Raw genomic sequence first — 14,972 nt, 5'->3', positions numbered from 1 at the left:
TCCAAAGGCCCAAAGCGCATATTCAAAGCAGCTAATTTAAAAAAAGGTTCGGCAAGAGCAATCGGTCACGTGCCGCGGCTTGTCCGCGGCACGTTGCACCCTAGCTATTTTTGTCAACGAATTACCTAGCATATACAGGGATGGTGTTTCCCTGTGAATGTATTAATCGAGATTAATAGTATAAGAGTAGCTACCCATGCCATCATATACTGTATCAATATAACGAATTCCGTTACAGGAAGCACTAACAGTTGGGTGATTCATTAATGGACCATCTTTAATATCAAGCACACACCAATTTTCTGAGTCATAAGCAACGGTAACATGGGCATAGCCACTGCGGCATTGGTATGAATCTAAAATTTCAAAGCTACGGGGGCCAATGATGTGGAGAAACACATCAGCATCGTTAAATCCGCTTACTACATAGATGCCTGGGTGAGAAGTATCGCTTAAACGAAAATAATCTTTATAACCGCACCAAGATTTATCTGCATGAGCATTCATCATCATCAAGCTGGTTGTCGCTAATATCATCCATTTTTTCATTTCAGAACACCTTTTATTGTTATTATTATTAAAACCGATGGGATTATAGGGAAGTATTGATCATAAAACAATCACTCTGCTGCAATGCCTGCAGACGAGCGGGCATAGGTTGGTTCAGCAAGCCAAATCAATGCAAGTAAAATCATAAAAATCCAAGCGGAGAGTCTGAAAATATCGTTCGTAGCGAGCATAAATGCTTGATTAATTATTTGGGTGTAAATGATACCAAAACTTTTTAGACCCGAGATTCCTAATGAGTGCAATTGATCTATTGCTTGTTGGACCAAAGGATTGTATGCCGTAATTTGTTCCACAAGATGGCTTTGATGTAGGGCTTCTCTGTGACTCCATAAAGTAACACTGATTGACGTTCCGAAGCTCCCTCCCAAAATTCGAAAAAAGTTGCCAACGCCTAAAGCGCTGGCTAACCGTTCAGGGGGTAAATCGGCCAAAATTAAGGCAATTAATGGGGTGAAGAAAAATGCAAGAGCAATTCCCTGTATAAATCGAGGAGTAATCAGTTGGATAAAACCCACTTCAGTATAAAAGGTAGATTGCCACAAGCAGGTAAGGACGAACACAATAAACCCTAAGCTGATAATAATGCGTAAATCAAATTTTCCCATATAGTTACCAACAATGGGGGTTAAAAAAAAGGGCAAAACGCCTACGGGTGCAACCGCAAGCCCCGCCCACGTGGGGGTATATCCCATTTGGGTCTGCAACCATAATGGAAAAATAACTACAGTAGCGAAATAGACCATAAACCCCAAAGTCAGACCAATCGTGCCAATGGTGAAATTACGATGGGCAAATAAGTACAAATCAATAATGGGGTGTTCTTGGGTCAAAAGCCAAATGATTAAAAAACTCAAAGTAACCGTTGATATAATCGCCAAAGTTAGAATAAATTCTGATTTAAACCAATCGAGATCATTGCCTTTATCTAATAAAACCTGTAAACAACCAATGCCTATCGATAATAAAACCAAGCCAATATAATCAATAGGTAATTTAGTGATGGCGGTTTCTCTTCCGCTAAGAGTAATCATGGTGAAGATTACAGAAAAAATTCCAACTGGAACGTTAATATAAAAAATCCAGGGCCAAGTATAATTGTCAGTAATAACACCACCCATAATAGGGCCAAATATTGGACCTACAACAGCAGTCATTGCCCATATTCCGGTTGCCAACCCTCTCTTTTCGGGAGGGTAATTGGCAAGGAGAATACTTTGAGATAAGGGAATCATAGGACCTGAAACAGCACCCTGAATAACACGGAAAAAAACCAGCATTTCCAGATTTATGGATAGGCCACAGAGCACTGAAGCGATGGTAAATAAGGTCGTAGAAAAAAGAAATAAACGCACCTCACCAAAACGCTTAGCAAGCCATCCGGTCAGAGGAAGCATAATGGCTTGACTTACTGCAAAAGAGGTAATAACCCAAGTTCCATTATCAGGACTAACACCTAAATCCCCTGCAATAGTGGGGATTGCCACATTAGCAATAGAGACATCAAGGACATTCATAAAAATGGCCAGTGATAAAGAAATGGTCATTAGAGCCAATCTACTGCCAGTGAGTGGGGGACGCTCAGTCATTATGCTTTTTTCCTTGGCAAGGACATATCCGGTGAGTTTGCATGTAGAATTTCATTAATAATCGACTCTACTTCCGCGAGCTGTGTTTTATAAACATTGGTTTGAAATTTAACTTTAGGCTCCGTTATTTGAGCCAAGCGAGTTCCTTTTAAATTATGAATATCAATGGTTACCCGCATGGATAGGCCGAGTTGTAATGGCGTTTTTTTCAATTCTTCCGGGTCCAAACTAATGCGCACAGGAAGTCGTTGTACGATTTTAATCCAGTTTCCTGTAGCATTTTGTGGAGGAAGTAAGGCAAAGGCTGAACCTGTTCCTGCATTTAGGCCAACCACATGTCCATGATAAGTCATTCCGGGATAAGCATCAGCGTAGAGCGTAACGGGTTGGCCTACACGGATATCATTTAATTCAGTTTCTTTGTAATTTGCATCGACCCAAGTATCATCTAAGGGAACAATCGCTAACATGGCAGAGTTCATAGACACTTGTTGTCCAGGATGGACATTACGTTTCGCTACATAACCGGTAGCAGGCGCAACAATAGTTGCTCTGCGAAAATTCAAGTAAGCCGTTTTCAAATTTGTTTTCGCCGTTTCAACTAATGGGTGAGTATAAAGATGAGAATTTTCAACTAACGCAAGTGCTGCATCAAGTTGATGTATAGAAAGATCATAATTCGCCTGAGCTGCCTCTAAGGCTGTTTTATAATGTTGCATCTCTTCACGAGATACTGCTCGATTTCCAACCAACCCCTCCCGACGTTTCAAATCCAGTTGTGCTTTAATCAGATTTGCTTTACCTACAATCACATTTTGTTGCGCTTGTGCGGCATTTTCAAAATATTGACGGACTTGCCGTACAGTTTGTGCTAAATCTGCTTTGGCTCGTTGGAGCGCGACCACATAATCAGTGGGATCCAGTTTAATTATGGTCTGGCCTTCAGTCACCAGTTGCGTGTCATCCGTTTTAATTTTAACGACGGTGCCGGGGACTTGAGGCATAAGTTGAACCATATTCCCGTTCACATAGGCATTATCGGTGGATAGTTTAAATCGTCCCGAAATAAGCCAATAGAGAAACCATATTAGTGCTATAAGTAAAAAAATACTCCCAAGAATCAACATCGCAGTCTTGCGTTTGTGTAAAGTTTCAGCTGTTGGACCACCCTGTTCTTTAGATTGGGCTTCAGATTCTTTTTTTTCTGCCATAATTTATAGCTCTCCACCTAAGGCTGCTAATAAGGCTACAAAAGCTTGCTTTTGACGCGTTTGTAAATTATATAAAATAGCTTTTTCTTGGATTAATAACTGTTTTAATTCAATAAGTTGGGTGTAATCAATAATTCCTTGAGTATAACGAGCTTGGAGTAATTTGTAATTGGATTCAGTATAATTTAACGCTTGGTTTTGTGCGGTAATTTGAGCATCCAGTGTTTTTAAGGCAGATAATTGGTCACTTACTTGCTGTAATGAATTTAAGATGGTTTGATTGTATTGGTTCACTGCGAGTTCATATTGCGCATAATTTGCTCCTAGATTTGCCTTGCGGGCACCCGCATCAAAAATAGGTAACTCAAACGCAGCACTCACATTATCATTTTGCAGCCATATATTGAATGCTTTAGTAAAATAGATACTTTGCAGGCTTAACAGACCTTTCAAATTAATATTCGGGAAGAATGCTGTTTTAGCTACATTGACTTGATGTGCGGCAGCTTCAGTTAAGGCCCGAGCTGAGGCTATATCCGGTCTTTGGGCAAGTATGTTTGCAGGAATTACTGCGGGCAACAGGAGTTGTTTCTTGTTATAAACAAAAGCCGCTGTCTCAATTTGTGTATTCAAAGGGTTCTTTCCCATTAATACGGCTAATTGATGGCGTGACTGCAGTTCAGCGCGTTTGTAATCTTCTATAGATAGTGTGGCTGCTTGAGCATTAGCTAATGCGGTTTTTACTGGTATATTGGATTCAATACCTTGCTGTTCGCGACCTACGATGATATCCGCAAGCTGTTTTAACAAGCGTGCATTTTCTTTGGCTAACCGTTGTTGAATTATATCATTTTGAATGTCGAAATAAGTTGTAGCAACGGCAGTACTCAAAATGAGCCGTGTTTCAGCAAGATCCATCTGTGCAGCAAAGGCTTCACTTACTTTACTCGCTAAGTTTTCTCTATTTTTACCCCAAAAATCCAGCTCATAATTAAATTTTAAGCCAATGTCTGCAATGTTGGCTTGATCGACTTTGATAAAATTGATTGGTGGTGGAACTTTGCCATGTATTGGAAAGTATGCCTTTTCCAGATAACCACTTGAGTCTATAAATGGCCAAAGTGATGAATAGGCAATTTTTGCAAGTTGTTGCGCTTGTTGAACTCGCGCTTCAGCGCTGCGCATATCAGGTGAATCAGCGAGGGCTACAGAAACGAGTTGTTTTAATTGTGGATCGATAAGCGGTTTAAGATAATGGGTTGATTTTATTTTTTTAGGAAGTTTGTAACTATGCTTTATTGCTAAGTCAGCTGCATGAAGTGGTTCTGTATTCGTATGGAGCTCACCAAAGAGGGAACAGCCCGTTAATGCGAGTGTGGTTAATGCACAAATTACAAAAAACGAGCGCAAAATTTATATCCCTTTTGGTTTGATGGAATTGAGTACTGTATCAATATTTTTTGAGAAAATACATTGATGAATTTATTTAAAAATTTTGGTATTTATTGTTAATTTTATAAAAATATGGTCTAGAATAATTTACATAAAGAATAATTTTAAAATAAAAAAGGGGAATAACATGCTGAAAAAAATAATCATAGTTAGCATTTGTCTCTCCACACTTGGAATGTTAAGTTCCTGTGGAACTGTTCATGGTTTCGGACAAGACGTATCGCATGTGGGTAAAGACATTCAAAGAGCTTCACGATAATCATTTTTCTCACTCCCTATAGCTAGGACTATAGGGAGTTTGTTTTGTGCCTGTGGGCTAACTCTTCGTCGATACCAGGATTTCTGTGATCACTTCCTAAGTAGAGGGTATTACTCTAATCGTAATCGATTGCTCGCCACGGGTTAAAAAATGGCTTATGCCTTCCCAGATTATTTCGTAAAATTCTTTTGCTTCTCCGCCCATAAATTGAAGTGCACTTATCCTACTGGAGTGGTATTTTGGTCATGATTGTCACGTTGAGATTTCAGTGTTTTTCTTAAAAATTACATTGTGATGCAAAAAGAAGTTTCTGAAACTTCATGTTTGTGCGTTCTATTTTCGGTGTTAAATAATCTCCAGCGCACAGAAGTAGATTTCACCACGAATGGATTGGTTATCCCATCCCAAGGAGTATATTGCTCCATGCTTTGAAAAAAACATAATTTAGGTGAAGATAAAAGAATTTTTTGATCGTATTTCTTACAAATTTTTAACAGCTCTCCTATTTTATTTTGAATTTCTTTAAAAACTTGCTCATCGTCAATTTCTTTGTATCCATAAGCTAAAGTAATATGAAATACTCCAGGAACTTTGTTTTCCAGACCTAATTCTTTCGCGATCTGTTGAATCACTTTTTTTTGTTCCTCAGGTATGGATAAAATGAGCTGTAACCCAGAAAAATAGTCTATAGATTCAACCGAAATTGTGGGGGTAAAATTCAATTCAGACAGTTTTTTATTGATTTTTTGAAAAAAGGGCAATTTTTTTGATATAAATGAAACCCAATCTTCCAGTGTGTCTTCTTTTGTATATAAATTACAGGTTGTCATATGATAACTTTGACGCGGCAAAGGAGAAAAATAGTCGCAAAGCACGGGGGTGTTTTTAAGAAAATGATGAATCTCGTGCCATAGATTATGGTTTGTTTGTCCTACATCAGCAATAACAGTAACCCCGGGAAATTCCAGATAATTTCCTTGATCATCGATTTTATTCAGTATAGGCATAAATAATAGGTATCATCATGTGGGTCGGTTAATATTTTAACTATCTTGCTAATGGAAAACAACTTAACTTTTTCCAACGTGCATTTGTTTTTCAGTAACGACTTGATCCTCCATTAAATCATAAAATCTCTGAAGCGATTTTAACTCCGGTTTGTGACCCGATTTATAATTTTTGAGTTCTTGTAGGGTCGCTTCAATAGTTGCTTTTGCTTGTTGCGCATCACCTTTGCTGAGTTCTATTATTGCATTGTTGAGATTTTTATTGAGTACTACCTGTCTTTGTGCTCCTTGTCTAAAGAATGAAAAATACTCTGATTGAACTCGAGCATCATTTATAGCGATTATCTGTTGTAGTTTTTCCACTAATCTAAAACAATCGGCTGCATGATGTACGTCTTTTTTGGCAACTGCTAAAAGATTCTCTTTTAAATCAGAGCTCAGTTTGGAACTGTTGATTAATTCAGGTATTGATTCTTTATCAAAAGCTTTTTTCAGATCTTTTAAATCGTCCAGGACAGCAGTTTTTTTAAGCATTAATTCGTTGTACGCTATTGCTTTAGCCAATGCTTTATCAAAGGCATCCTGATTCGTGTTTAAAAATAATTCTTCTAAATCTAAAGTATCAAAACCATCAATATGAGCGAATTCTTGTTGCGTCTTAGTGAGACCGATTGGGGCAACAAACTCATGTAAGCTATGTCCTCCGGCATTAAACAATAAGGCAGAAACATAGAGTTTTAAAAACGATCCCAATTTTTCTTTAGATGCTAAAAGAGTCTCGTCAGTCGTTTTTTGGATGTGCTTTATTACTTCAGGTGATATTTTGCCTTCCATTATCAGTTCAGCAGCTTGAGCTAGAACCTCATCGGTGACTTTACCGGAATCCATGATACTGATAACCAGATCTATTTGATTTTTTTTCGTGGCTTCATCGAGCGGTTTGCTTTGCTCTCCACCATCAGATGGTTTTGCTAGGACATCCATATAGTCTGCTAATTTTTTAAGCTCTTTTATTTTCGCTAAAGCACGCAATTGGCAGAGCATGGTTCCTGATATAGCGTTTGAGAATGGATGAACTAAGCGCGAAAAATTATCTTGTACCCATTTAGCGTTGGTATCATAGGTTGATTGATCGGAAGGTTTCAAAAAGTCTTGGGTTTTGGCCATACGTGCTGGATCATCTATAGGCACTGGATCGCGATTTTGTAGAATACCAAGCGCACTTGTCGTTGTGGTATTTTGTAGTACCCCTCGCGCAGTCTTTATAGCAGTAGATTGATTTTCTTTGGCTATTTTTCCTCTTTCTAGGTAGATATCTTCACCATAAATGTCCAAAGGCAATAAATGGGGACCCTGTGAGGCAATAATCATTGCGACGAAAGCAGATGAGACTATTTCAATGATTTTTTGTCTTTGCTCATTAGAAAATTGACCGAATATTTCTTTGTTTCGTAGTTTTGTTAAATAATCCGCATATTCATGCTCTGTATCATCAGATGGCGTATATTCTCCTTGCAAAACTTCTTCATATAATCCTGCGTAAGAACTATATGCGGTTCCTTTAATAGCGTCTAAATGTTGGCTCATTTCATTCAATGTAAATTGTCCCAGCTGGCTACTTAACGTTTCATAAGCCAAATGTGTCTCAAAATATCGACGGGAGCTGTCATTATTTATGTCCTCAGGGGACTTGGAGATTTGGAAGCCTGCCAATGCAGAGTCTTTGAGATACTGGTCAATTGCAGTTCGAGTGTCTTCGTTTTTTGCACCGGCTAAATACAAATGCTTTAATTCGTTATATTTATCTTTATCATCCTGATATTTTGCGAGGAGAATTAATAATGCTTGTCCTACAGATATCTTCATAAAAAAGCCATTTATAAAAAAACACTCTTGACTTTAATTAAAGCACATTTTGCAATTATTTTTCATTTTTTAGCGGATTATATTGATTGAAAAACTCATAATTCTGATTGGGAGATTTCAGGTAATGCTTGGATTCTTCGGTTTTTTGCCCCCATTTCTCTCTTGATAAATGGCTGCCATTGCCATAAAGGAATATCAAAATTATGAGCATGAAATAACTCATTTAAATGAGAAATCAAGGCTTCTTTTTCTGGTAAATCAGGAGTGATTTGGATGGTGAATTGATTTAAAGCCTGTTGCTGGATGGTGTAGTCATCAAATTGAAAAGGGAACGATGCCATTTTTTGACGAATCAAATCAGCAAAAATGGGAAATAATTGGTTATTTTTGGTTGCATAACAAATATCACCTACACGGCCTTCAATTCCTGCCAGTCGTGTAAAAATACCTTTTGAAGGTTCCTCAATCAACACATCATCTAAACGATAGCGAATTATGGGTTGGGTTGTGCGCAACAGATCCGTAATAATAGGAACAAAGCGGCGTTCATCCAGCCATTCTTTTTCAATAATTAAATATTCCTCATTCATTAATAAGTGATTATTTTCTTTATCACTAATAGCCAAAAAGCCTTCGGTGCATTGATAAACTTGTGCTACCTGACAGTTGAAGGCCGTGCTTATAATCGCCTCATCACGTGGTTCTAATACTTCCGCAACCGCGAATATTTTTTGGGGCTTAATGGATAAGCGATGTTTTTCCTTTGCTAAGGCCAGCAATACAGAGGTTGGTGCCGATAAAATGGTAGGTTGGATTTCATTTAATCGATCTTGATGGGTTTCGAAATGATCAAATAAATCAAAAAAATGAAATTGGATTTTTTTGCTTTTACTTAGGGTTGTATAAAGTTTGCTATTTGCCCTGAGGAAAAAAGCAATGCACTCATTTTTCTTAAATCCTTCGGGTAACGCTTTAGCCAGTAAAATTCCAGCCCAGGCATCGCGTTCTTTCGCATTGGCTAAAAATAAACCGCGATTTCCTGATGTTCCAGAAGAAAGACCCACTGCGATGCCATTGATTAAGGCAGAGAAATCGCGGGTTTTTTCTGCTTTTAATGCCAATTCCAAGGCGTGGTCCCTTTTGATGTTTGCCGTATTGATTTCATCAAAATGGTGCATCATTATTTTTTTATTGATAATTGGCCACTCATTCAGGGGCTTGTCCAGGTAAGGTTGATAAAAAGAAGACTTGGATAAAGTTGACTTGACTAACTTTTTAAATCTTTTTTCCTGGTAGGCCGACAATTGGTCTCGTGATTTAAACCGTTTCCGAAGATAATGGGTTTTAAAATAATAATAAAGCAGCCTCAGTATCATCGTTGATTCTCCAAAAGGCGAGCACGGATGTGTTGACAATGGGAAGGAATAATATCGATTTCTTTATTGTTTTTAAAAAGCTGCTGTAATTTTCTAATGGTTTGCTGGTACGCTTCTTTATTATCATGAATCAAATACGTCAGATCACTTGGAAAAACGCCTTCCTTAAAAGATTCTTGATGCCAACAACTGTCTGCCACTAAGAACGTTTCTTGCGGCGCCTTAAAATACAGGCCGATTTGACCCTTAGCATGTCCTGGCAAAAGAATAGCAATAAGTTGTCCATCATTAAACAGATCAAATCCAGTGGTAAAGGGTAATAGGTTCGTTTCGAGTCGTACTTCATGTTCTAATACGACCAGTCGTTCGTAAAAATCTTTTGGGAGTAGTCCAGGTAAAAATCCCTGCAACAATGCTTTGATTCCTGTTTTATGACGTATGTCTTTTACCGCTTCGGCATGACAAAATAAGCGTGCGTTAGGGAAGTCTTTTAAACCACCAATATGATCTGCATGGAAATGCGAAATCACAATACCCTTGATCTCATCGGCGTGAATATTTTTTTCCGCTAATTGTTCTTTAAGCGATTTTTTTAATTCGACGGGTGTTAAGCGTCTGTAGATGGAATAAGGAAATTTTTGAGTTAATGAGTAAAATCGATTGCTGTAGCCTGTATCAAAGAGAATATATCCTTCCCTTGGGTGATTGATTAAGGCACAAATTGCTGGATATTCGCGTTGTTTCCAACGCCCTTTTTTTAGGGTCATTCGCTCACAATGTCTGCAATAACCGGCTTCGAATAATTGATAGTCTATCATGCTCTTTGATACCACGATGCAAAACGTTCTATGCCTTGATTAATACTGATTTTGGGTTGATAGCCCAAATCCATTTGTGCCGCTTCAATATTTAACGTTTGCCCCATACATAAAACTGCCGCACTGTAACGAGTCAGACGAGGTTCTTTTCCGGTTAATGACAGGCGATATAGCTTTTCCATTGAGGCTGCATATATTTTTGCAAGCGAGTAAGGAATAAATTTAGGCTTAAAAGGTTTTTCTAATGCGCTAAAAAGTTCAGAAAGGATAGTGATTAGAGCGCGTGGCTCAGCATTAGTTATATTGTATTTCTTGCCACAAAATTGTCGATCTGCTTGTGCTGCAAGCAACAAACTGTCGACAACATTTTCGACATATGTAATGTCGATTAGATTTTGTCCAGTACCAATAATGGGCAAAATGCCATTTTTTTCATTTTGAAGTATGCGAGGTAAAATGGCGCGATCATAGGGGCCAAAAATGGCACGTGGACGTAAGGTAAGCACATTCAGATCGCGTTCTCTATGGGCCTTATCAATGAGGGATTCAGCGAGTAGCTTGGTTTTTACATAATAATTGGCCGGTTTCAGGGGCAATGAGGAGTCTTCTTTTATATTATGTTGTTCCGTGAAATTAAAATAAATACTTGGTGATGAAACATGAACTAATCGGGCATTTGGGGGCGTGGCTGCAATGACATGCTGGGTGCCAATGACATTGGCGTTATAAAAATCATTATATCGTCCCCAGGGGCTAGAAAGAGCGGCACAGTGAAAAATGGTTTGGGCATCCTGTGCAATTTTTTTTAACTTTTCTTTATCGAGTAAGTCTACAGCAATGAATTGAGCACCGAATTCGGTAATCAATTTGCCAAGTTGTTCGTTGCGCCCTAAAGCGATGACTTCATAACCGTCTGCTACTAATCGCTGAGTCAAGCTCAGTCCCAGACAACCTGTGGCACCAGTAACAACGCATACCATATTTAATACTCCATAATTATGCCACCAGCGGCTAAACCAGCACCGGTACCCATTAAGAGTACTAATTGTCCACGGTGTAATTGTTTGCTGTCAATTAAAGTGCATAATGCGGTAGGAATAGATGCTGCAATTTGATTTCCATGATTAGAATAAATTGAAACAAATTTTTCAGTTGGGATATTCACTCTTTTTTGTATGTGGTGCATCGCCAGCAAGCTTGCTTGATGAGGGATAAACCAATCAATATCACGCATGGTTAATTTGGCTTTGCATAAAAGATTTTCCACCAGGCTATCGACTAATTTAGCGGCTAATTTAAATACTTTTTTACCATCCATATAGAAAAGACCTTGCTCTAAGTTCTTCAGTGGATTTTTTGCAGGCAAACGCGTACCACCTGCTTCAATTTGGCAAAAAGTGGCACCAATACTATGCGTTTCATGATGTGATGATAAAATTCGCTGTGTTCCATCGCTTTTTTCAAGTACACATGCTGCAGCCCCATCACCAAAAATGGTGCATGTTTCCATGTCTTGCCAGTTTAGTCCCGCTGAAGCAATGTCACTCGACACAATAAGTACTCGTTTATATCGGCCTCCCTCAACGAGATATGAGGCAATATCCAAGGCAGTAATGAAGCTGAGACACGTACTGTTTATATCAAAACAAGCAATTCCAGTTTGCTCTAGCCCTAATTGTTTCTGAATTAAAGCAGAGGTACAAGGAATTGCTTGCTCACTCACCCCACAAGCACTGATGATGGCATCAAGCTCTGTGAGTTGAATATTGGCTTGCTGTACTGCAATCAATGCAGCCTGAGCTCCCATATAAGAAGTGGTTTCATCAGGGGAAGCAAAGTGGCGTGAAATCAAGCCGGATTTTTTTTGTACACTTCCGGCGGGTAAATTTAGTTGACTATCCAGTTCTGACGATAGAACTTTTTTTCGGGGTAGATAACGTCCCATTCCTGTAATTTTTACAGCTGGCATACTCAATTCCTTTATTGCTTCCATCGTGATACTCGAAATTTTCCAGAAATGGAAGATAATAGAGGCGCATTATACTGTGTGGTTATTTGTTAATCAAATATGGGGTGTTGGAATGGAGATGACAATTAGACTGTCAACCCTTTCCAATCCATGATAAATTAACCATTATTCGTTGAATGATTCGCAAAGGATTGTGGTTAGTGTTTAACCTGAGACAACATGTAAGTGTATTTATTTTGGTTTTGCTGAGTACCGTTCTGCAAACCTCGTGTAAGGTTGGCCCTAATTTTCAGTCACCCACGCCACCCAAAGTCAAAAGACTTACGGAAACGCCACTACCCAAAAAAACTGTGGGTACTCGCGGTGCAGGTGGTCAAGCACAAGCTTTTATCACGAATGAGGACATTCCTTTATTGTGGTGGGAATTGTATCGTTCTCCAGAAATTAATCAGCTCATTCGTAAAGGGTTAGCACATAGCCCTAATTTAGCTGCAGCATCAGCTGCTTTGCGTCAAGCTCAGGAAAACTTAAAGGAACAAATTGGCAATTCAATGTTTCCTTCAGTCGATGTGACGAACCTCATGGAAACCCAACGTTACTCCGGTGCCCAAATTGGTATCCCAAATGAAACCGCCATATTTACCATCTATTATACCTCATTCAATTTATCTTATACTTTGGATGTTTTTGGTGGTGCGCGGCGTCAAATTGAAGCATTAGGTGCCCAGGTTGATTATCAGCAATTTCAAGTAATTGCTGCGTACCTGACCCTGACTGCTAATATCGTTACTACTTCAGTGACCATTGCATCATATCAAGCACAAATTGATGCAACTCTTGACCTTATTAAGGCGGAGCAAGGGATACTTGATATTTTGAATAAACAGTATCGTTTGGGGGGCGTGTCACAAGAAAATATATTGACCCAACAAACCTTGCTAGAACAATCAAAAGCAACATTACCCCCATTACAAAAAAGTCTATCACAAGCCAAACATACCTTAGCGGCACTCGTGGGCACATTTCCGGATGAACCCTTACCAGTTATTCGTTTAGACCGATTAAAATTACCTATTGAGTTACCGGTAAGCTTACCTTCAAATCTGGTTCGTCAACGCCCCGATGTGCGTGCATCGGAAGCATCGCTTCATCAGGCTTGTGCAAATATTGGCGTAGCAACAGCCAATTTATTCCCGCAATTTACACTAAATGCCAATGAGGGATGGCTTGGTACTACCTTTTCAGGCCTTTATAGTGCAAAAAATAATGTGTGGTCTGTAGCGCCCCAGGTGATGCAACCTTTATTTCATGGAGGGGCGTTACTGGCACAGCGACGGGCGGCGATCGCAGCCTATCAGCAAGCTTGGGCTCAGTACCGACAAACGGTACTGCAAGCTTTTCAAAATGTAGCCGATGTTTTAAGAGGTTTGGAAGTAGATGCGCGCACATTACAAGCGCAAATTAAGGCTGAAGATGCAGCACGCGCCTCCCTAAATCTCACCCTCAAACAATATCGGTTAGGTGGGGTAAGTTATATTAATTTATTAAACGCGCAACAGCAGTACCAACAGGCTCGAATTAATCGTATTCAGGCACAAGCTGTGCGTTACAGTGATACGGCCGCATTATTCCAGGCGTTAGGCGGGGGCTGGTGGCATAAACCTTGGTGTGTCAAAGAGTGTCTATGATGAAAGAGATATTTTTAAAAAAACAAATGATTATTATGTTGGTTGCAGTGGGCGTTTTGTTTGGCTTGATTTTTGGTTGGAAGGCAATTGGTAACTATATGATGAACCAATATTTTCTGCAGATGAAATCACCTGCAGTTACCGTGTCTACCATGAAAGTCGAAGCTTCCTTGTGGCAACCTACTCTGAAATCGGTGGGGAGTTTGCGTGCACGACTAGGTGTGAATGTTACCACAGAGCTGGCGGGTATGGTGCAAACAATCTTGTTTACCCCAGGAGCCCTAGTCAAAAAGGGGACTGTTTTAGCGCAATTAAATGCCGATGCAGAACAGGGACAATTACGGTCATTACAAGCACAGGTTGAATTAGCAAAAATTACTTATAAGCGTGATAAGGCACAATATGCGGTTCGGGCAGTGAGTAGGCAAACGGTAGATACTGATGAATGGAATCTTAGGAATTTAGAGGCTCAAGTTGCCCAACAAGCAGCAACTGTTCAAAAAAAGACAATTCGCGCCCCTTTTGCAGGTCAATTAGGTATCAACAACATTAATCCAGGACAATATCTTAACGTAGGGGACACGGTAACCACATTACAGGCATTAGATCCACTTTATGCTGATTTTTATTTGCCACAACAAGAGTTAGCCCAGTTAAAATTGGGACAAACTGTGAAAGTTGTTACTGATACTTTTCCCGAGAAAGTATTTTTGGGAAAAATTACCACTATAGAACCTATTGTCGATAGCGCAACTCGTAATGTGCAGGTAGAGGCGACTATCTCTAATCCTGATTATTTGTTGAAACCAGGTATGTTTACTCGTGTTGAAGTAGAAACTGGAGTAAAACAAAGCCATCTGACCTTACCCCAGTCAGCGATTAGTTTTAATCCCTATGGTGATATTGTTTTTTTGGTGAAACAAAGCGATCAAAAAGATAAGAATAATAAACCAATCCTTGTGGTCAAACAGGTTTTTGTTACTGTTGGAGAGACGCGGGGGGATCAAATTGCTGTGCTTAAAGGATTGCATGAGGGGGATATTGTAGTAACCAGTGGCCAATTAAAACTTAAAAATGGTAGTCATGTTCTTATTAATAATACAATACAACCTAGTAATGAGGCATCGCCAAAAGTCGCTGAGCGGTAATAATGCAATCCCAGTTTAGCTA

At 39.2% G+C, this 14,972-nt stretch carries 13 protein-coding genes; 3 read left to right on the top strand and 10 right to left on the bottom strand.

Features of this window, described 5'->3' with window-relative positions; genetic code table 11:
- Window positions 1–162: 162 nt before the first annotated feature.
- The 4 genes from ACF8MK_RS02595 to ACF8MK_RS02580 all read right to left on the bottom strand — a co-directional run bounded on the left by ACF8MK_RS02595 (window position 163) and on the right by ACF8MK_RS02580 (window position 4,777).
- Entirely contained in the window at window positions 163–549 is a 387-nt protein-coding gene (locus tag ACF8MK_RS02595) for a hypothetical protein (RefSeq protein ID WP_028381348.1), read from the bottom strand.
- A gap of 71 nt (window positions 550–620) precedes the next feature.
- Window positions 621–2,156 (bottom strand): DHA2 family efflux MFS transporter permease subunit, encoded by a 1,536-nt coding sequence (locus tag ACF8MK_RS02590; RefSeq protein ID WP_392538068.1) that lies wholly within the window; start codon window positions 2,154–2,156, stop codon window positions 621–623.
- A complete protein-coding gene (locus ACF8MK_RS02585) occupies window positions 2,156–3,367 on the bottom strand; it encodes an efflux RND transporter periplasmic adaptor subunit (RefSeq protein WP_392538067.1) in 1,212 nt (403 codons plus the stop codon). The genes ACF8MK_RS02590 and ACF8MK_RS02585 overlap by 1 nt, the downstream gene beginning before the upstream one ends.
- 3 nt (window positions 3,368–3,370) lie before the next feature.
- Window positions 3,371–4,777, bottom strand: coding sequence for an efflux transporter outer membrane subunit (locus tag ACF8MK_RS02580; protein WP_392538066.1), 1,407 nt, complete (start codon window positions 4,775–4,777; stop codon window positions 3,371–3,373).
- A gap of 169 nt (window positions 4,778–4,946) precedes the next feature.
- Between ACF8MK_RS02580 and ACF8MK_RS02575 the strand changes: the two genes are divergently transcribed.
- Window positions 4,947–5,078, top strand: coding sequence for an entericidin A/B family lipoprotein (locus tag ACF8MK_RS02575; RefSeq protein ID WP_081776882.1), 132 nt, complete (start codon window positions 4,947–4,949; stop codon window positions 5,076–5,078).
- Window positions 5,079–5,362: 284 nt separating this feature from the next.
- On the opposite strand, the gene ACF8MK_RS02570 is transcribed toward ACF8MK_RS02575, so the two are convergent.
- The 6 genes from ACF8MK_RS02570 to ACF8MK_RS02545 all read right to left on the bottom strand — a co-directional run bounded on the left by ACF8MK_RS02570 (window position 5,363) and on the right by ACF8MK_RS02545 (window position 12,114).
- Window positions 5,363–6,085 (bottom strand): DUF1868 domain-containing protein, encoded by a 723-nt coding sequence (locus ACF8MK_RS02570; protein WP_392538065.1) that lies wholly within the window; start codon window positions 6,083–6,085, stop codon window positions 5,363–5,365.
- A 63-nt stretch (window positions 6,086–6,148) separates the two neighbouring features.
- A complete protein-coding gene (locus tag ACF8MK_RS02565) occupies window positions 6,149–7,951 on the bottom strand; it encodes a hypothetical protein (protein ID WP_392538064.1) in 1,803 nt (600 codons plus the stop codon).
- Between the two features lie 95 nt (window positions 7,952–8,046).
- Entirely contained in the window at window positions 8,047–9,327 is a 1,281-nt protein-coding gene (locus ACF8MK_RS02560; protein WP_392538063.1) for a F390 synthetase-related protein, read from the bottom strand.
- Window positions 9,324–10,145 (bottom strand): MBL fold metallo-hydrolase, encoded by an 822-nt coding sequence (locus ACF8MK_RS02555; protein WP_392538062.1) that lies wholly within the window; start codon window positions 10,143–10,145, stop codon window positions 9,324–9,326. The genes ACF8MK_RS02560 and ACF8MK_RS02555 overlap by 4 nt, the downstream gene beginning before the upstream one ends.
- A complete protein-coding gene (locus ACF8MK_RS02550) occupies window positions 10,142–11,125 on the bottom strand; it encodes an NAD-dependent epimerase/dehydratase family protein (RefSeq protein ID WP_392538061.1) in 984 nt (327 codons plus the stop codon). The genes ACF8MK_RS02555 and ACF8MK_RS02550 overlap by 4 nt, the downstream gene beginning before the upstream one ends.
- 2 nt (window positions 11,126–11,127) lie before the next feature.
- The gene (locus ACF8MK_RS02545) at window positions 11,128–12,114 is read right to left on the bottom strand and encodes a beta-ketoacyl-ACP synthase III (protein WP_392538060.1); all 987 of its coding nucleotides are present in this window, start codon (window positions 12,112–12,114) and stop codon (window positions 11,128–11,130) included.
- A gap of 200 nt (window positions 12,115–12,314) precedes the next feature.
- Between ACF8MK_RS02545 and ACF8MK_RS02540 the strand changes: the two genes are divergently transcribed.
- Both ACF8MK_RS02540 and ACF8MK_RS02535 read left to right on the top strand, forming a co-directional pair.
- On the top strand, window positions 12,315–13,802 hold the full coding sequence (locus tag ACF8MK_RS02540) for an efflux transporter outer membrane subunit (protein WP_392538059.1): 1,488 nt from the start codon (window positions 12,315–12,317) through the stop codon (window positions 13,800–13,802).
- Window positions 13,802–14,950: an efflux RND transporter periplasmic adaptor subunit gene (locus ACF8MK_RS02535; RefSeq protein ID WP_392538997.1), complete on the top strand. Its 1,149-nt coding sequence runs from the start codon at window positions 13,802–13,804 to the stop codon at window positions 14,948–14,950. The genes ACF8MK_RS02540 and ACF8MK_RS02535 overlap by 1 nt, the downstream gene beginning before the upstream one ends.
- Window positions 14,951–14,972: the final 22 nt, after the last annotated feature.

This window comes from Legionella sp. 227 (genome assembly GCF_043161935.1).
In the GTDB taxonomy this organism is placed as follows: domain Bacteria; phylum Pseudomonadota; class Gammaproteobacteria; order Legionellales; family Legionellaceae; genus Legionella; species Legionella sheltonii.
This window is presented reverse-complemented; position numbering and strand designations above follow the sequence as displayed.